22 protein-coding genes, 1 tRNA gene and 1 pseudogene are annotated in these 14,783 nt (G+C 58.0%); 19 read left to right on the top strand and 5 right to left on the bottom strand.

Annotation, left to right across the window (positions count from 1 at the left end; all coding sequences use genetic code 11):
• Positions 1–180 precede the first annotated feature (180 nt).
• From dapA to ACP6KB_RS20800, 19 genes and pseudogenes are all read left to right on the top strand, one after another.
• Complete coding sequence (dapA, locus tag ACP6KB_RS20890; RefSeq protein WP_442109172.1) at positions 181–1,068, top strand: 4-hydroxy-tetrahydrodipicolinate synthase; 888 nt, start codon at positions 181–183, stop codon at positions 1,066–1,068.
• Between the two features lie 17 nt (positions 1,069–1,085).
• Positions 1,086–2,201: an outer membrane protein assembly factor BamC gene (gene bamC / locus ACP6KB_RS20885; RefSeq protein WP_442109171.1), complete on the top strand. Its 1,116-nt coding sequence runs from the start codon at positions 1,086–1,088 to the stop codon at positions 2,199–2,201.
• On the top strand, positions 2,202–2,960 hold the full coding sequence (locus ACP6KB_RS20880) for an MBL fold metallo-hydrolase (RefSeq protein WP_442109170.1): 759 nt from the start codon (positions 2,202–2,204) through the stop codon (positions 2,958–2,960). It abuts the gene before it with no gap.
• A gap of 29 nt (positions 2,961–2,989) precedes the next feature.
• Positions 2,990–3,700 carry a phosphoribosylaminoimidazolesuccinocarboxamide synthase gene (gene purC / locus ACP6KB_RS20875; RefSeq protein ID WP_028943109.1) on the top strand — a complete coding sequence of 237 codons (711 nt, stop codon included), beginning with the start codon at positions 2,990–2,992 and terminating at the stop codon, positions 3,698–3,700.
• A 93-nt stretch (positions 3,701–3,793) separates the two neighbouring features.
• Positions 3,794–3,883: transfer RNA gene (locus ACP6KB_RS20870), tRNA-Ser, on the top strand.
• A 110-nt stretch (positions 3,884–3,993) separates the two neighbouring features.
• Positions 3,994–4,971, top strand: coding sequence for a tyrosine-type recombinase/integrase (locus ACP6KB_RS20865; RefSeq protein ID WP_442109169.1), 978 nt, complete (start codon positions 3,994–3,996; stop codon positions 4,969–4,971).
• 41 nt (positions 4,972–5,012) lie between these two features.
• Positions 5,013–5,240: a hypothetical protein gene (locus tag ACP6KB_RS20860; RefSeq protein ID WP_442109168.1), complete on the top strand. Its 228-nt coding sequence runs from the start codon at positions 5,013–5,015 to the stop codon at positions 5,238–5,240.
• 131 nt (positions 5,241–5,371) lie between these two features.
• Positions 5,372–5,554, top strand: coding sequence for a hypothetical protein (locus ACP6KB_RS20855; protein WP_442109167.1), 183 nt, complete (start codon positions 5,372–5,374; stop codon positions 5,552–5,554).
• Between the two features lie 3 nt (positions 5,555–5,557).
• A complete protein-coding gene (locus ACP6KB_RS20850; RefSeq protein WP_442109166.1) occupies positions 5,558–5,896 on the top strand; it encodes an HNH endonuclease in 339 nt (112 codons plus the stop codon).
• Positions 5,897–6,054: 158 nt separating this feature from the next.
• Positions 6,055–6,588, top strand: a complete 534-nt coding sequence (locus tag ACP6KB_RS20845; protein ID WP_442109165.1) for a terminase small subunit — start codon at positions 6,055–6,057, stop codon at positions 6,586–6,588.
• Positions 6,585–7,061: pseudogene (locus ACP6KB_RS20840) on the top strand (terminase large subunit domain-containing protein); the annotation flags it as partial. The gene ACP6KB_RS20845 and the pseudogene ACP6KB_RS20840, both read left to right, overlap by 4 nt.
• A 76-nt stretch (positions 7,062–7,137) precedes the next feature.
• Positions 7,138–7,356: a hypothetical protein gene (locus tag ACP6KB_RS20835; protein WP_442109164.1), complete on the top strand. Its 219-nt coding sequence runs from the start codon at positions 7,138–7,140 to the stop codon at positions 7,354–7,356.
• Positions 7,357–7,656 carry a head-tail connector protein gene (locus ACP6KB_RS20830; protein WP_442109163.1) on the top strand — a complete coding sequence of 100 codons (300 nt, stop codon included), beginning with the start codon at positions 7,357–7,359 and terminating at the stop codon, positions 7,654–7,656.
• The gene (locus ACP6KB_RS20825; protein ID WP_442109162.1) at positions 7,656–7,982 is read left to right on the top strand and encodes a phage head closure protein; all 327 of its coding nucleotides are present in this window, start codon (positions 7,656–7,658) and stop codon (positions 7,980–7,982) included. The genes ACP6KB_RS20830 and ACP6KB_RS20825 overlap by 1 nt, the downstream gene beginning before the upstream one ends.
• Before the next feature lie 8 nt (positions 7,983–7,990).
• Entirely contained in the window at positions 7,991–8,161 is a 171-nt protein-coding gene (locus ACP6KB_RS20820; protein ID WP_442109161.1) for a hypothetical protein, read from the top strand.
• Positions 8,162–8,164: 3 nt separating this feature from the next.
• Positions 8,165–8,650 (top strand): HK97 gp10 family phage protein, encoded by a 486-nt coding sequence (locus tag ACP6KB_RS20815; protein ID WP_442109160.1) that lies wholly within the window; start codon positions 8,165–8,167, stop codon positions 8,648–8,650.
• A 482-nt stretch (positions 8,651–9,132) separates the two neighbouring features.
• Complete coding sequence (locus ACP6KB_RS20810; protein WP_442109159.1) at positions 9,133–9,420, top strand: tail fiber assembly protein; 288 nt, start codon at positions 9,133–9,135, stop codon at positions 9,418–9,420.
• A gap of 61 nt (positions 9,421–9,481) precedes the next feature.
• A complete protein-coding gene (locus ACP6KB_RS20805; RefSeq protein ID WP_442109158.1) occupies positions 9,482–9,913 on the top strand; it encodes a lysozyme in 432 nt (143 codons plus the stop codon).
• Complete coding sequence (locus ACP6KB_RS20800) at positions 9,910–10,437, top strand: lysis system i-spanin subunit Rz (protein ID WP_442109157.1); 528 nt, start codon at positions 9,910–9,912, stop codon at positions 10,435–10,437. Before ACP6KB_RS20805 ends, ACP6KB_RS20800 begins: the two co-directional genes overlap by 4 nt.
• A gap of 247 nt (positions 10,438–10,684) precedes the next feature.
• Here ACP6KB_RS20800 and ACP6KB_RS20795 read toward each other — a convergent pair whose 3' ends face one another.
• The 5 genes from ACP6KB_RS20795 to ACP6KB_RS20775 form a co-directional block, all read right to left on the bottom strand.
• Positions 10,685–11,305 carry a hypothetical protein gene (locus ACP6KB_RS20795; protein WP_442109156.1) on the bottom strand — a complete coding sequence of 207 codons (621 nt, stop codon included), beginning with the start codon at positions 11,303–11,305 and terminating at the stop codon, positions 10,685–10,687.
• 72 nt (positions 11,306–11,377) lie between these two features.
• The gene (locus ACP6KB_RS20790) at positions 11,378–11,713 is read right to left on the bottom strand and encodes a hypothetical protein (protein ID WP_442109155.1); all 336 of its coding nucleotides are present in this window, start codon (positions 11,711–11,713) and stop codon (positions 11,378–11,380) included.
• A gap of 74 nt (positions 11,714–11,787) precedes the next feature.
• On the bottom strand, positions 11,788–12,537 hold the full coding sequence (locus ACP6KB_RS20785; protein ID WP_442109154.1) for a hypothetical protein: 750 nt from the start codon (positions 12,535–12,537) through the stop codon (positions 11,788–11,790).
• Between the two features lie 422 nt (positions 12,538–12,959).
• Positions 12,960–14,054, bottom strand: a complete 1,095-nt coding sequence (gene tssA, locus ACP6KB_RS20780; protein WP_442109153.1) for a type VI secretion system protein TssA — start codon at positions 14,052–14,054, stop codon at positions 12,960–12,962.
• Between the two features lie 92 nt (positions 14,055–14,146).
• Complete coding sequence (locus ACP6KB_RS20775; protein WP_442109152.1) at positions 14,147–14,665, bottom strand: Hcp family type VI secretion system effector; 519 nt, start codon at positions 14,663–14,665, stop codon at positions 14,147–14,149.
• Positions 14,666–14,783: the final 118 nt, after the last annotated feature.

The following is a 14,783-nucleotide window of genomic DNA, read 5'->3' as shown; positions in this document are numbered from 1 at the left end:
AGGCTTTGGGCACTGCCTGCGCAGGTTGTCGGCAGCCCGGCGGGCCGCTGTGTACCGATCAAAGAGAGAAGGGTAGCGAAAATGGCCGCCGAGGGGAATGCTCAAGCCTCCAGCTTCGCTTGTGCAAGGCCTTTGGCGCCAGTACCATTACCGCTCTCTTTTTCCGGCAGGAGCAGTTTCATGATTGCGGGCAGTATGGTGGCACTGGTCACACCCATGGATGCACAAGGGCGTCTTGATTGGGACAGCCTCGACAAACTTGTAGACTTCCACCTGGAAAACGGCACCCATGCGATCGTTGCAGTCGGCACCACCGGTGAGTCCGCGACCCTGGATGTCGAAGAGCACATCCTGGTCATCAAGCACGTGGTCGAGCGCGTCAAGCACAGCAAGAAGCCTATTCCGGTGATCGCCGGTACCGGTGCGAACTCCACCGCCGAAGCCGTGCACCTGACCCGCAACGCCAAGAGCGCTGGCGCCGACGCCTGCTTGCTGGTAGTACCGTACTACAACAAGCCGACCCAGGAAGGCCTGTACCAGCACTTCAAGCACATCGCTGAGTCCGTCGACATCCCGCAGATTCTGTACAACGTTCCCGGCCGCACCTCCTGCGACATGCAGGCCGAGACGGTGATCCGCCTGTCCACCGTGCCGAACATCATCGGTATCAAGGAAGCCACCGGCGACCTCAAGCGCGCCAAGGCCATCCTTGACGGCGTGAGCAAGGACTTCATCGTGCTGTCTGGCGATGATCCGACCGCTGTCGAGCTGATCCTGATGGGCGGCAAAGGCAACATCTCTGTTACCGCCAACGTCGCCCCGCGCGAAATGGCCGATCTGTGCGAGGCCGCCCTTGAGGGCAATGCCGAGAAGGCTCGCGCAATCAACGAAAAACTCATGCCGCTGCACAAAGACCTGTTCATCGAAGCCAACCCGATTCCGGTGAAGTGGGCTTTGGTGGAAATGGGCCTGATGCACAAAGGCATCCGCCTGCCGCTGACCTGGCTGAGCGAATCCTGTCACGACACGGTACGCCAGGCGATGCGCCAGTGCGGCCTGCAGTATTAATTGAGGACGTACACCGCATGAAGCGATTGGCTGGACTTTCCGCCCTTGCCTTGATCATCTCCAGCACCAGCGGTTGTGGCTGGTTGTGGGGCGAAGAGGGTTACTTCCGTGACCGCGGCAGCGACTACCTGGAGGCCACTCAAAAGGCGCCGATGCAGCTGCCACCGGACATCAGCAGCGCCAAGCGCCTTGACCCGCTGTTGCCGATCCCGCGTAACGTCGCCGATGACAACGTCAAGGGCGAGTTCGAGGTGCCACGTCCGCAGCCGTTGAGCGCAGGCGCCGACATCAGCGACTTCAGCCTGCAGAAGAGCGGCAGCAGCCGTTGGGTACTGGCCCAGCGTTCGCCGGCCGAAGTCTGGCCAGTGGCCCGGCAGTTCTTTGAAGACAACGGTTTCCGTATCGCTGAAGAACGTCCGCAAACCGGTGAGTTCAACACCACCTGGCAGCGTTTTGACGAACTTTCCGGTGCCATGGCCAATCGTCTGGCCAGTGCCTCGAGCAGCCGTGACAACGAAGTGCGTGCCCGTGTGCGCATCGAGCCAGGCGTTCAGCGCAACACCAGTGAAGTCTACATCGTCAGCATCGAGCGCCCGGCGGGCAGCACGGCTGATACGGCGTTCCCGAGCAGTTCGCAGAACACCGGTGTCGACGCCATGCTGGTCGACGAAATGCTTGCCAGCATGACCCGCAGCGCCGAGAAGGGCGGTTCGGTGTCGTTGCTCGCTGCACGTGATTTCGACGCACCAAGCCGCGTAACCCTGAGCGAAGACGGCAGCGGCAACCCGGTACTGAACCTGGGCGCCGACCTTGACCGTGCCTGGTCCAGTGTGGGCCGGGCGCTGGAGCAGGGCGAATGGCGCATTGAAGACATCAACCGCAGCCTGGGCCTGTACTACATCAACCTGGCTGAAAAAGCCGAGGCCAAAGACCAGGAGCCTGGCTTCTTCGGCAAGCTGTTCGGCAGCGCGCCAAGCGCTGAAGAGCGTGAAGCCCGTGCCGAACGTTACCAGGTGCGTCTGAGCAAGGTCGGTGACAGCGTCCAGGTTACTGTCGAGAAGAACATCAACACCGTGGCCCCGGCAGATGTTGCCCGTCGCGTGCTGAGCGTGATTCAGGACAACCTGGGTTAAGTGCGCTTCGCCGTACTTGGAAGTGGAAGCCAGGGAAATGGCACGCTGATCGCCAGTGACAATACCCTTGTTCTGGTTGATTGCGGCTTTTCCCTGCGCGAAACCGAGCGGCGCCTGGCGCTGCTCGGCGTTTCAGCCCAGCAGTTGAGTGCGGTGCTGGTGACCCATGAACATGCCGACCACGTGCATGGGGTCGGGTTGCTGGCACGGCGCTACAATGTACCGGTCTACCTGAGCCGCGGCACCCTGCGGGGCATGCGCAAACCGGTTGAGGCAGCAGGGTTTCTGGCAGCCGATGAGCACCTGCAGATCGGTGGTTTGTGTATCCAGGCGGTGGGTGTCAGCCACGACGCGCTGGAGCCGTTGCAGTATGTGTTTGACGACGGCAGCCGCCGTTTCGGCGTACTGACCGACCTTGGCTCCTACGACGCCGCGCTGCTGGAACGTTACCAGGGCCTGGATGCCTTGCTGATCGAGGCCAACCACTGTCGCGACTTGCTCGGACGCGGGCCTTACCCGATGTTTCTCAAGCAGCGGGTGGGTGGCGACTACGGACATTTGAACAACCATCAGGCCGCGCGCCTGGTGTCGGAGTTGGGTTGGCAGAACCTGCAGCATCTGGTGCTGGCCCACCTCAGTAGCAAGAACAACCAGCCACAGCTGGCCCGGCAATGTTTCGTCGACACCCTCGGGTGCGACCCGGACTGGCTGCAAGTGGCCAACCAGGATTGCGGGCTCGACTGGCGCGAAATCGTCTAGCCCATCTTATTTAGCAAGCGGAGCCCATCATGGAAAAACGTGAAGAACTCTACCGCGGCAAAGCCAAGTCGGTTTACAAAACTGACGACGCTGACCGCTTGATCCTGCTGTTTCGCAACGACACCTCGGCGTTCGACGGCAAGCGTATCGAACAGCTCGACCGCAAGGGTATGGTGAACAACAAGTTCAACGCCTTCATCATGCAAAAGCTTGAAGAAGCCGGCATTCCTACCCAGTTCGACAAACTGCTGGGCGACAACGAGTGCCTGGTCAAGAAGCTCGACATGATCCCGGTTGAATGCGTTGTGCGTAACTACGCCGCCGGTAGCCTGGTCAAGCGCCTGGGCGTGGAAGAGGGCATCAAGCTCGAGCCTTCGACCTTCGAACTGTTCCTCAAGAACGACGAGAAAGGCGATCCGTTCATCAACGAATCCCACGTAGTGGCTTTCGGTTGGGGCACTGCTGAGCAACTGGCAAAAATGAAAGCCCTGTCGCTCAAGGTCAACGAAGTGCTGAACAAGCTGTTCGACGACGCAGGCCTGCTGCTGGTCGACTTCAAGCTGGAGTTCGGCGTATTCCACGGCGAGATCGTTCTGGGTGATGAGTTCAGCCCGGACGGCTGCCGCCTGTGGGACAAAGAAACCCGCAAGAAAATGGACAAAGACCGCTTCCGTCAGGGTCTGGGCGACGTTATCGAAGCCTACGAAGAAGTTGCCAAGCGCCTGGGCGTGCCGCTGTAAGCGGCAAGTTCACGCAAGCGCCTGATACCACGCGAATTTTTTTCGCAAACAGGCTTTGCCTTTCGGCAAACTGCTGGTATCATGCGCGCCACTGGAGAGATGCCGGAGTGGCCGAACGGGACGGATTCGAAATCCGTTGTACTGGCAACAGTACCTAGGGTTCAAATCCCTATCTCTCCGCCATATTAAAGGCCCCGAGCGCTTATAGCCCTCGGGGCTTTTTTCGTTTGGGGGAAATTTGGGGGAATTGGGGGAGGGTGATATTCCCCCAAGCGTCCGCTATCATCCCCGCCATGGCCTACTACGAGAAACGCGGGGACGCCTGGCGCGCCCAGATCCGCAGAAAAGGATATCCAACTCTTTCCGCCACCTTCGACACTAAGGCGGAAGCTCAGCGCTGGGCTGCCGAGATCGAAGGTGATATGTCGCGTGCGCGCTTTGTCGATATGCGCGAGGCCGAGAGCACTACCCTGGCCGAGGCGCTGGACCGATACCTGTCCGAGGTGACCTCGACCAAGAAGGGCGCCAAGCAGGAAGAGGTCCGCATCAAGAAGTGGAAGGAGCACAAGCTCGCCACCAAAGGTCTGGCAGCCATCCGCTCAAGCGACATGGCGGCCTACCGCGATGCCGAACTGAAGGAAGGGAAGTCGACGGCGACAGTACGCCTCAACCTGGCCGTGATCAGCCATCTCTACACGGTGGCCACCAAGGAATGGGGCATTGAAGGACTGACCAACCCGTGCCGGGCGATCCGCATGCCGAAGGGCAGCAAGGAGCGTGATCGGCGCCCAACGCCAGCAGAGCTCACTGCTCTCTACAAGTCTGCAGGTCAGATGAATGCCCAGCTTCCGGTGTTCATTGAATTGGCGGTAGAGACGGCAATGCGCCGATCTGAATTGCTGCTGCTGCGCCGCGACCAAGTGCGAGGCAAGGTCGCTTACCTAGAAGACACGAAGAACGGTGAGCGTCGGGCGGTACCGCTGTCCTCTCGGGCAATCACTCTGCTCGAGGGGCTACCCACGCCGATCAACGGCGGCCGATACTTCAATCTAGCCCTCAACACAATCAGCAACTACTTTCCCAGGGCTTGTGAGGCTGCTGGAATAGAAGGGCTGCGCCTTCATGATCTTCGTCACGAGGCGACCAGTCGATTCTTCGAGCGCGGCTTCACCATGATGGAGGTCGCGAGTATCACTGGCCACAAAACACTGGCAATGCTCAAGCGTTACACCCACCTCAGCCCGCAGGACCTCGCCGAAAAGCTTGGTTAATTTCAATTTTCAAATCAGTGCAAGTTATCAAAGGAGTGAAGATGTTTAGTTTGCCGGAAGGGATTCGCAGAGTATGTATTGTCGTAGGGCTTATAGCGGTTATTGGCTGGCTATTTTTCATCGGTAAAACGCCGCTTCAATGGCTAGATATGCGCCTTGATCATCTTGCATACACGGCGGCTATTTCGTTAGCTGCGTACTTAAGCCCGTTCATCGTTTGCAGAATCGTCATCTGGGTAAAGGACGGCTTTACTAAGGCTGCAAACTAAATAACGGGCAGCGCGGAAAACATGCTAGGCCACAGTCCGTAGAGATGGCGGGTCTTTCCGCTTGCGTCCTGGCTTCGGTTTGTATACACAGTTCCTGGCCAAGAAGGCCGGCATCACCACTGGAGAGCGCAATGAGCCAAGCCAGTAGCAAGGCCGAGTATTACCAACTCAAGGGCATGGTCAGCGAGATGCCGAAGGAAGAGCAGGCCGAGGTGGCCAAGGCCGAGGCTGAAGTGCTCGCGCTCGCTGCCAGCTCGCCGGCTGCACTGATCGGCGCGACTATGGCGATGATCAAGCTCGCCCTTGAGGCGTAACTGATGGCTAGGCTCAAGACGCTGGGTTCTCGGATCAAGGAAAGTGCAGGCTCGCGGGTCAAGGTGGTGTCACCAGGCAGCTGGAGGAGCGGCATGACCAGCTCCCAGCGCGGCTACGACTACAAGTGGCAGAAGGCCCGAGAGCAGTACCTGCGCGACAACCCGCTGTGCGTCTACTGCGCTCGGCAAGGCCGAACGACTGCCGCCAACATCGTTGACCACATCGTCGCGCACCGCGGCGACAAGGATCTCTTCTGGGATCAGACTAACTGGCAGTCGCTTTGCAAGACCTGTCACGACTCGGTGAAGCAGGCCGAGGAGGCTGCTGGCCTGCTTGGCTGACCGTCAGCAGAATGGCGCGCAGCGGGCTGAGGCGCCATCGAAGCACGCCATTGACGTGCTGGTAGGGTAGGGGGTGGTCAAATGATAGTAATTCTCATGTAGCTAGACCGCCCTCGACCCCACGTACAGATTTTTTTCCCCCACAGGACTTTTGTTAAATGGCTTTAACATCCCGAAAGCGCGCATTCATCGCTGCGCTTAGGGAAGGTGCGTCCAATCGGGACGCAGCTGTGGCGGCTGGTTATTCGGAGAAGACAGCGTCTGCGTCGGGGTCTCGGCTGGTTAAGGACAAGGATGTGGCGGCCGAGTTGGCCAAGCTCCGCGCCCTGGGTCTGATGCCGCCAGATGTTAAAGCGCATGTTAAAGCTAAGCATGCGCCGGAACCCTCCCCGCAGGCTGAGACGGCGACCGAGTCGGCCCCAGCGAAGGACGAACACGACGACCCGGAGCCGGCCGGCTTCGACCTTATGCAGGCGCTACTGCACCGCGACCCGAAGGACTTTCTGCTGTCGGTGATGAACGACCTGGAGTCTGAGCCAAAGCTGCGCGTCGATGCAGCCAAGGCCTTGATGCCATTCGTGCATCCTCGCAAAGGGGAGAGCGGCAAGAAGGACCAGGCCCAGGCCAAAGCTGAGCAGGCCTCGACCGGTAAGTTCGGCGCCCGGCGTGGGCCGCTGAGGTCGGTGAAATGACGGACTGGACAACTGCATGCCCCGATTGGGAGCAGCGCATCGTTGCGCGCCAGAGCCTGATTCCCTTCAAGCCGCTGTTCCCGGCCGAGGCCGAGGAAGCCCTCGATGTGTTCGGTGCACTCCGCATGGTCGATGCCACCGGCAGCCCGCTGATGTCGGAGACTGTGCGCGACTGGGTCAATCAGTTCGTAGCCGCCATCTTCGGGGCCTACGACCCGGATGAAGGCCGGCGCCTGGTCAGCGAGTTCATGCTGCTGATCAGCAAGAAGAACGGCAAGTCCACGATCGCCGCCGGAATCATGCTCACGGCATTGATCCTGAATTGGCGGCCCTCGGGTGAGTTCATCATCCTGGCGCCGACGAAGGAAATCGCTGACAACTCCTATATCCCGATCCGCGACATGGTGCGGGCAGATGAGGAGCTCGACGCTCTACTAAAGGTGCAGGATCACCTACGTACGGTCACTCAAAGGCCGGTTCCCGACTGGCGTGTAACCCAACCCCAACGAAGGCCGGCGCATTGCCGGCCTCTTCGTTTCTGGAGGCAGCATGAAAATCAAGATTCTGTGGGGCTTCGTTGGTAATGGCGCGCTGTTGGGCGCCGACTCCAACAAGATCAAGGCCGGCGCGACTTTCGAAGAAGCCGATGACGAATACGCTCACACACTGATCGGTAAGGGCCTGGCAGTTGAGATCGATGCCAATGGTAAGCCGCGGCTGGCCAAGCCCAAGGAAGCCAAGCCAGTCGCGCCGAAAGAGGCCAAGTAGATGCTCGACCTGCTTAGCGTGAAGATGCATTTGCGGGTCGACGGCGACGAAGAAGATGTCTTGATTGGCGGCTACGTCGCAGCGGCCAAGGCACACGTCGAGCAGCACTGCGACCGAAAGCTGGTCGAAACAGACCCAGTTGAGCCCGAGGAAATGGGGCTGACCAGCGATGTCGAGCAGGCAGTCCTGCTGCTGGTCGGTCACTGGTACGCCAATCGCGAGGCCGTGGCCGTGGGCACCATCGCCACCGCCATGCCTCTCGCAGTCGAAAGGCTGCTCTGGTACAGGAAACGCTTCTGATGAGAGCCGGACCCATGCGACACCGCTGCCGGGTGCTCAAGCTTCACAGGGAGCAGAACAGCTCCGGCGGCTTTGATGAAACTTGGCTGGAGGCGGGTGAGATTTGGGCGGAGGTCACTACTCCGACCGGCCGGGTTTCGCCTGTGGCCGAGCAGTTGCAGGTGGTGATCAGCGCCGAGATTCGCATCCGCCCTCGGTCGGACATCGAGGCCGGCTGGCGGCTAGCCGAAAAACGCACGGGCAAGACCTACAAAGTCGAGGCCCCGCTGCCCAACAACGAACGGGACATGCTGCGGCTGCTCTGCTCCAGCGTCCCGAACCCATGAGGTGAACAATGAAAATCCGTGCACTGGGTGTGCTCTCGGGCGCCGTCGGCGACCGTGCGAAGGGTGAAACCTTCGAAGTCTCGGCTGATATCGGCAAAGGCTTGATTGTCCGCGGCTATGCCGAGGAAGTCGTAGAAAAGGCCGTGAAACCAGCCAAGGCCGAGCCGGCCAAGGAGTGACCCATGGCGGTTCGCCGATCTCGAATGTCCGGCGACTTCAAGCTTCGTCGGCTGCTGCACAACATTCACAGGAACGTGGACAACGAGCTAAAGCCGGCAATGCAGGTGGCAGCTGACCGTATCCTGGGGACGATGAAAAGCCTGGTACCGAAAGACACAGGCGATGCCGCAGCAGCGCTGACGGCGTTCGTATCGTCCAGCGGCCTGAATGCTGAGATTGGCCTGCGCGGCAAACTCAACAATCAGCGCTACTTCTACTTACGCTTCATCGAGTACGGCACCAAAGGGTACTCAGGCAAGTTGTACCACCGTGCTGATATCAACGCTGTCGGCGGAACTCATACCACCAATCGCGACCGTTCGAAGCTTAGCGGCAAGAATCGGCTTGGGCGTCGGGATACGAAGAATAAGAGCGACGGCACCACCTTCTTCGGCAAGTATCCGGATATTCCGGCCCGGCCGGCACGCTGTTTGCCTCCCGCCCAATGAAACCCCTTTAAATCACTTTTCAAATTGGAGATCTTCCATGCCCTGGTACAGAACAGGCACGGTCGCGATCACGGCCGGCCAAACGACGGTGACCGGTACTGGCACCAACTTTCCAGCGAACGCCCGGGTTGGCGATGCGCTTCAGGGGCCCGATGGCCGCTGGTACGAAGTGACTAACATCACCAGCGCTATGGTGCTCAGCATTCTGCCTGCGTACCAGGGGGCCACTGTTGCTGGCGGCTCCTACGGTCTGGCGCCAATGCAGGGTTACGTGAAGGAATCAGCGGACCGACTGCGTCAGATCGTCAACGATTTTGGCGGTACGTTGGCATTGTTCGGCGGGGCTACCTCTGTGCCTACGCTGCTCCAGAACATCGGAGCGGCAGCGCGGGGTTCAAACAGTGACATTACATCTCTGACTGGTCTCACTACTGCGCTCAGCATTGCCCAGGGCGGTTCACTGGACCGATGGAACCACGCTGGTGCATGCCAAATATGGCGCGGTCGGTTGGTGGCAGGCCAGTGATGAAGAGATCGCTACCATGTTGCCGCTGATGAAGGTCAAGGACGCTGAGCAAGAAGCCTTGACCCTGCGCCGGGTCGCCGATGCTGCCATTGCTCCGCTGCAGGACGCCGTGGACCTTGAAGAGGCCACCACTGCTGAGGCCGATACCCTGAAGGCCTGGAAGAAATACCGCATCGCGCTCATTCGCGTACCTGAGCAGCCAGGCTACCCCGACACAATCGACTGGCCAGCGCCACCGGCCTGACTTTTACCGCACCCAAAGCACCCGCCATCGAGCGGGTTTATTTTTGCCTGGAGAAAAGAGAATGCGTACATCGCAACGGGGCTTAAGCCTGATCAAGTCCTTTGAGGGCCTGCGCACGCTGGCCTATCGGGACGCCGTCGGCGTCTGGACCATCGGCTATGGCGCCACCCGTGGGGTTAAGCCTGGCATGTCGGTCACCAAGGAACAGGCCGAACGCATGCTGCTCAATGATGTGCAGCGCTTCGAGCCGGAAGTCTCGCGCCTGGTGACGGTACCGCTGAACGCCAATCAGTGGGATGCCTTGCTCAGCTTCACCTACAACCTCGGCGCGGCCAATCTTGAGTCGTCGACGCTGCTGCGCAAGCTCAATGCCGGAGACTACGCCGGCGCCGCCGAGCAATTCCCACGTTGGAACAAGGCGGGCGGTAAGGTGCTGCCAGGGCTGGTGCGGCGCCGCGAGGCCGAGCGGATGCTGTTTTTGGAGGCAGCATGAACTGGCTGAAGCTTGTCCCGGGCTGGTGCTGGTGGGTTCTGGCGTTGCTGGTGGTCGCTGGAGCCCAGCAAATTCGCGTAGGAGCGAGCCAGCTCGACGCTGCTGAGGTGCGCCAAGAATTGGCCGACCAGGGATTGGCCTACCAGCGGGAGCGAGAGGCTGCTGCCATGGCTGTGATCGATTGGCAGAAGGGAGAGCAGGGGCGGCGGCAGGTGCTTGAGGCTCGCCTCAAGTCATTAGACGAAACCCACTTCAAGGAATTTAGTGATGCACAGAAAAATATTTCTCTGCTGCGCGATCGCCTCGCTACTGCTGACCTCCGGCTGTCAGTCCTACTCGCCACCCCAAGTGGTGGCAGTGGAGTGTCAGCCACCACCAACGCCGGCGGCGTGGTTCATGGAGCCGCGCGAGGCGAACTTGACCCAGCGCATGCTCAACGAATTGTCGTCATCACCGGAGACGGTGACGAAGGATTAATCGCTCTGCGAGCGTGCCAAGCGTACGTGCGCACTATGCTTCCTTGAGCCTGCACCGCCTGAAGAGTGTCAGGATCTCAGGAATTTCTCTCAATTGCCTTCTTCGGTTCATCTAATGATTAATATTCGAGGGAGGCAGTGAGTTGATTTTTCTGTCCCTTGTAGTAAGCATATGGGCAATTAGAAGTGGCGCGGAGGATGTTGCCAATGTGGACTTCGCGCTAGCGAACCGCCATCCACCTAAAAGGTTTAGCTTGGTGAGTGTGATCATTTCAAGCTCACTCAAGGAATTAATTCAAATGCTTATTGAAGCCCAGTGCTCTATTGTTTTGGCGTCTATTTTTTTAGTGAGACGCTCATAAATTTTTGATCGTATTCCTCCCCTCTCGTTCATAGTTATTGAGTTGGATGCGTACTCTTTTAATGCGATTTTCATGAAGCCATTGGAGAGCTTGCTACTCAAGTGCTGTAATGTTTTGAAGTCAGCAAATGCCTCGGCGCCCACCAGATCCATAGTTCTTTCTGCAGTGTTGAAGTTTTTTTGCCTGTTGAAATCCAGTGCGTGCATAAGCTCATGGTGCAATGCGTTGTATCGCCAAAGCCATTTTATATTCTCGGCAGCATCGGGGGTTAGAGCGTTTTCGTTAATGAAAACCGCGCTGCAGCCTTTTCCGGATTTTAGGAAGTTAATAGTGTAGCCGCCTGCGCCGCCTGCACCGTACTCGGATGGCGACTCAAACTCAATCGCAGAGTCCTCAAAGTAAAGCTTCTCATCGAACTCGACTTTATATCTCTCTAGAAGGTCTGACCCGTCACCAATTATTTCTGGCGGGACTAGGTAGATGTCAGAAGTCAGCCCGACATACCTATTTGCTAGGCCCTCATACTGTTCCTTAAAAAATTGAGCTCCGTCCATTGGTTTCTCGTTGTTCTGGCCATGGATGATGGGGATTTATTGAGCTGAAAAGGGACAAGCAGCAGTTCTCGATCAGCGCGTTATGGGTTGCTCGCGATGCTTTAGCTCTAATAGCAAGTCCTGGCTCCCGCGCCTGAAGACAGCAGCTACTGACTCTAGCCAGTTGGCTACGACTTCTGCGGCTTCAGGTCGGCTTTCTGGCTCCCACGACATGACATGCTCTTCAAGAAGTGATTGAAGGTCAAACTCTCCTCCAGCTTGATGGATCAGACTCAAAAGCGTTGACTGCTCGGGTAAGCCCTGCTCGATGGCGGTATCTACAAGATCCATAGTATCGACGCCTATGAAGGGTCTAAGTTCCTCGTTATCGGGTATTTCAAATGTAATTTTTAATTTACTAGGTCTCATATATAATTCTCATTGCAATACTGCTTAATGCCAGCTGGTTATTTGCTTGTCTGGCATATTTTCTGGGCTTTGGGTTAGGAGCTGATTGAGGCCAGGAAAGGCAGCCATGGGGCAATTACTGGTCCGGCTAGTTTTAGAGTTGTCTCTGTTATTTGTATCGAGTTGTTTACATTGCCGATGAGCTCAAATATGGATTTCATAAGCCCTTTTGAAGAGCCATTCACCTGATCGCTAATATCTGCACTGTGGCGGCTCATCGTCCCCCAAATGCGGTCTATTTCGTCTTCAATTCCCTGTGCTCCATAAATTTTGTAAGAGAGCAGAGCCTGGCGCAGCGACTCAAGGTTATCCTTGAAGAAGCGTTTTAGTGCAACGGGTAGGTCAGAGTCAATGCACTGCAGCAGCAGTTTATCCAGTTGCTCAACGAACGTTTTTACCAGATCAGCATTTAAGGTCGTCTTGCCAAACTGAGGCTCAAGGACGTGATCCCCAAATGCCAAAGCGCTCAGAGTGGCCTCGTCTAGATGTTGTCTGTGCTGAGCCCACCTAGATGTGAGGTCAATTTTTTTGAAAAGATTATCAATCTTTGCAAAAGGAGCGAGATAGATGGTTTGGTCGCCAGGGATCCCGTCAATTAAGGCTTGCTTAGCCTCGCCTTGGAGGTGGATCAGATTCGCAATGCTTTTCAGTAGCGCTCCAGTGTCCCCATTAGGCACACCAAGCACTGTCTGCCAAACAGCGTGAGTTGGCGACCCATCACCGTGACCACTGGCCTCGCGCAAAATGGCATAGAGGCGTCCTACCGGGTTGTTCTTAATTTCCATTTCCAATTCCTGTTGAAAGCAGGGAGTTTCGCGCTAGCTCCGAGGCTGGATCGCGGCGCAAAAGCCGCTGTCCAGCCAATATGGTGCCGAAATGCTATCAAGAATCTTGGGGGAATTTTGGGGGAATTGGTCCCCCGAATTATGTGGAGTGCTGTTGTGTTGTGTGTTGTTTAAGGTGTTGAAATTATTGAGTTTGATGAAAAAAGATTAATAATTTATGAGGTTTAAAACGGATTCGAAATCCGTTGTACTGGCAACAGTACCTAGGGTTCAAATCCCTATCTCTCCGCCATACATGTAAAGCGCGAAACCCCTGACTTCTCACGAGAAGCCAGGGGTTTTGTGTTTTTGGCGACTGCATTTAGTGCGCCAGGCACTGGCGTTGCAATTGCCAGTGCCCCCGCCGAGGCTTTCTGGCCGCCTTATCGCTGTTCGCGCGTCCCCAGCACATCACGAATGTTGTCCACTACATTGCTGTCCTTGATCACGTCACTCAGCCAGCCTTCAAGCGGCATGTTGCCCCATTTGATGGCGCGCTCGATCAGGTAGGGGACCGGGCTTTGCGGTTCGCTCTGTTTGAAGAACTGGGCGATGCCCGCGAGCATGGTGAAGGCTTCATCACGGGTCAGTGGCGTGGTGCGCATTGGCGCGGGCGCGGTGGCCTGGGGGCTGGTGGTCATCGGTTCACCTGATTCGGCGGCAGGGGGCGTTGCGGCGCTGGGTTCGGGTGTTGCCACGGCCACCGGGTGCAGTTCGACGCCGCGGTCCTTGAGCAGCTTTTCTGCCAGTTGGCCGGCCCGCGCCAGCATGTCGGCAAGGCTGGCGAAGCTCGGGGCTTCGTGGCCGAACAGGCGGTCGGTGGTCGCTTGCAGGTGATTGCAGGCCTGCAAGCTGGCGGCGATTTGCTGGGCCTTGGTACGCAGGTGTTCGGTGTCGCTCAGTGCCACTGAGCGCTGGAAGATCTCGGCGTTGATCTTGCCCTCGTCCAATGCGCTTTGCATCGCCTTGGCATTTTGCAAGGCAAGGTTCTCTACATGGCGTGATTCGTCATAGCGCAGCACGCCGAAATGCTGCCCTTGGGTAATGGGCAAGCCACCGGCAATGTCGGTGAGGGTGGTTTTCAGCCAGGACAGGCGCGCAGCCCGTTCGTCCAGGCCGTCTTCGAGTGAGGGGTGGGCGGTGTCCCAGAAGGTGTCGAGGATCCGCGCGGTCAGTTCAAGGCCGAAGGTAATGCCCTGAAAATGCTCGCGCTGGGCCAGGCCTTCGCTGAGCCAGGCCACCAGCATCAGGTCTTTGCTCTGTTGCGCCAGCCCCTGGGCGGAGAGGTTGATGGCCTTCTCCCAGTCGGCGGTCTTCAGGTCGGCTTGCCAGTCGCCCTGGGTCAAGTAGTCAGGGTCTGCCCGGCGTGCCTCCTTGATCTGGTCGAACAAGGCGGAGAAGCTCAAGTCTTCGCCGCTGCCACCGTTGATCGGCGCGGTCAGTTCGGCCAGCGAAAGGTCATTGAGGAATTCAGGCATAAAGCACTCTGATCAGGGGAGGGGAAGCGCGCCGGCCAGGCCGGCACGCTGCGTGGTATGGGCCGTGTGTACGGCCCATCGCAAACAAACGCTTAGGCGAAAACTTTGTTCGCGGTGCGGTCCCAGCCGCCGACGATGTTGCCGCCAGCCTGGCCGTCGGTACGGTTCTGCTGGGTGTAGGTGGTTTTGATACGGGCGAAGTTGAAGCTGATTTCTTCGATTGGCAGGTCGCTGACCGCCTTGTCTTCACCGGCCTGGTTGCCGCCGGCGAGGAACTTGACCGACGACACCACAACTTCTTCCATGTCGATGGTCAGGTAGGTGACTTTGTCACCACCGGCGCGGTTGACGTTGAGCTTCAGTTTGGCAATGTGCTTGCCGGTGCAGCAGTGTTCGAACAGCTTGGCCGAGGCCTTGTCGACAGCCTTGCGGATCTTGAAGTCGCTCAGTGCTACGCGCTCGGAGGATGCACCGCCCGAGGAGCTGGCGGTCGCCGAGGTGGCCTGGGTGGCGCCGTACTCGTAGCCCAGCACTTCGATCCAGTCCTTGTGTTTTTCATCCAGTACTTCGCCTGGGATGCCGTCGATTTGGATATACGCGTCAAAAGCCATTGTGAAACTCTCCATTAACATCATTTAAAGGGACACTCATGCGCCCTTTGGTTTTGACCTCTGTGATCACGCCAGCAGAGGTAGCTTGCCGCCACCCGGGCCTCCTCCGGTGAGGCTC

Origin of the sequence: Pseudomonas sp. NUPR-001 (assembly GCF_052147955.1) — a bacterium.
GTDB lineage: Bacteria > Pseudomonadota > Gammaproteobacteria > Pseudomonadales > Pseudomonadaceae > Aquipseudomonas.
Note: the sequence above shows the minus strand (reverse complement) of the source record. Positions and strands in the feature narration are given on the sequence as shown.

Excerpts from the sequence above, each read along its gene's own strand:
- ACP6KB_RS20835 (WP_442109164.1), top strand. The coding sequence starts at position 7,138 with ATGAAAATCAAGATTCTGTGGGGCTTCGTTGGTAATGGCGCGCTGTTG.
- ACP6KB_RS20860 (WP_442109168.1), top strand. The coding sequence starts at position 5,013 with ATGTTTAGTTTGCCGGAAGGGATTCGCAGAGTATGTATTGTCGTAGGG.
- ACP6KB_RS20795 (WP_442109156.1), bottom strand. The coding sequence starts at position 11,305 with ATGGACGGAGCTCAATTTTTTAAGGAACAGTATGAGGGCCTAGCAAAT.
- ACP6KB_RS20815 (WP_442109160.1), top strand. The coding sequence starts at position 8,165 with ATGGCGGTTCGCCGATCTCGAATGTCCGGCGACTTCAAGCTTCGTCGG.
- purC (WP_028943109.1), top strand. The coding sequence starts at position 2,990 with ATGGAAAAACGTGAAGAACTCTACCGCGGCAAAGCCAAGTCGGTTTAC.
- ACP6KB_RS20855 (WP_442109167.1), top strand. The coding sequence starts at position 5,372 with ATGAGCCAAGCCAGTAGCAAGGCCGAGTATTACCAACTCAAGGGCATG.
- dapA (WP_442109172.1), top strand. The coding sequence starts at position 181 with ATGATTGCGGGCAGTATGGTGGCACTGGTCACACCCATGGATGCACAA.
- ACP6KB_RS20865 (WP_442109169.1), top strand. The coding sequence starts at position 3,994 with ATGGCCTACTACGAGAAACGCGGGGACGCCTGGCGCGCCCAGATCCGC.
- ACP6KB_RS20820 (WP_442109161.1), top strand. The coding sequence starts at position 7,991 with ATGAAAATCCGTGCACTGGGTGTGCTCTCGGGCGCCGTCGGCGACCGT.
- ACP6KB_RS20825 (WP_442109162.1), top strand. The coding sequence starts at position 7,656 with ATGAGAGCCGGACCCATGCGACACCGCTGCCGGGTGCTCAAGCTTCAC.
- tssA (WP_442109153.1), bottom strand. The coding sequence starts at position 14,054 with ATGCCTGAATTCCTCAATGACCTTTCGCTGGCCGAACTGACCGCGCCG.
- ACP6KB_RS20785 (WP_442109154.1), bottom strand. The coding sequence starts at position 12,537 with ATGGAAATTAAGAACAACCCGGTAGGACGCCTCTATGCCATTTTGCGC.
- ACP6KB_RS20790 (WP_442109155.1), bottom strand. The coding sequence starts at position 11,713 with ATGAGACCTAGTAAATTAAAAATTACATTTGAAATACCCGATAACGAG.
- ACP6KB_RS20800 (WP_442109157.1), top strand. The coding sequence starts at position 9,910 with ATGAACTGGCTGAAGCTTGTCCCGGGCTGGTGCTGGTGGGTTCTGGCG.
- ACP6KB_RS20775 (WP_442109152.1), bottom strand. The coding sequence starts at position 14,665 with ATGGCTTTTGACGCGTATATCCAAATCGACGGCATCCCAGGCGAAGTA.
- ACP6KB_RS20845 (WP_442109165.1), top strand. The coding sequence starts at position 6,055 with ATGGCTTTAACATCCCGAAAGCGCGCATTCATCGCTGCGCTTAGGGAA.
- ACP6KB_RS20850 (WP_442109166.1), top strand. The coding sequence starts at position 5,558 with ATGGCTAGGCTCAAGACGCTGGGTTCTCGGATCAAGGAAAGTGCAGGC.
- ACP6KB_RS20830 (WP_442109163.1), top strand. The coding sequence starts at position 7,357 with ATGCTCGACCTGCTTAGCGTGAAGATGCATTTGCGGGTCGACGGCGAC.
- ACP6KB_RS20805 (WP_442109158.1), top strand. The coding sequence starts at position 9,482 with ATGCGTACATCGCAACGGGGCTTAAGCCTGATCAAGTCCTTTGAGGGC.
- bamC (WP_442109171.1), top strand. The coding sequence starts at position 1,086 with ATGAAGCGATTGGCTGGACTTTCCGCCCTTGCCTTGATCATCTCCAGC.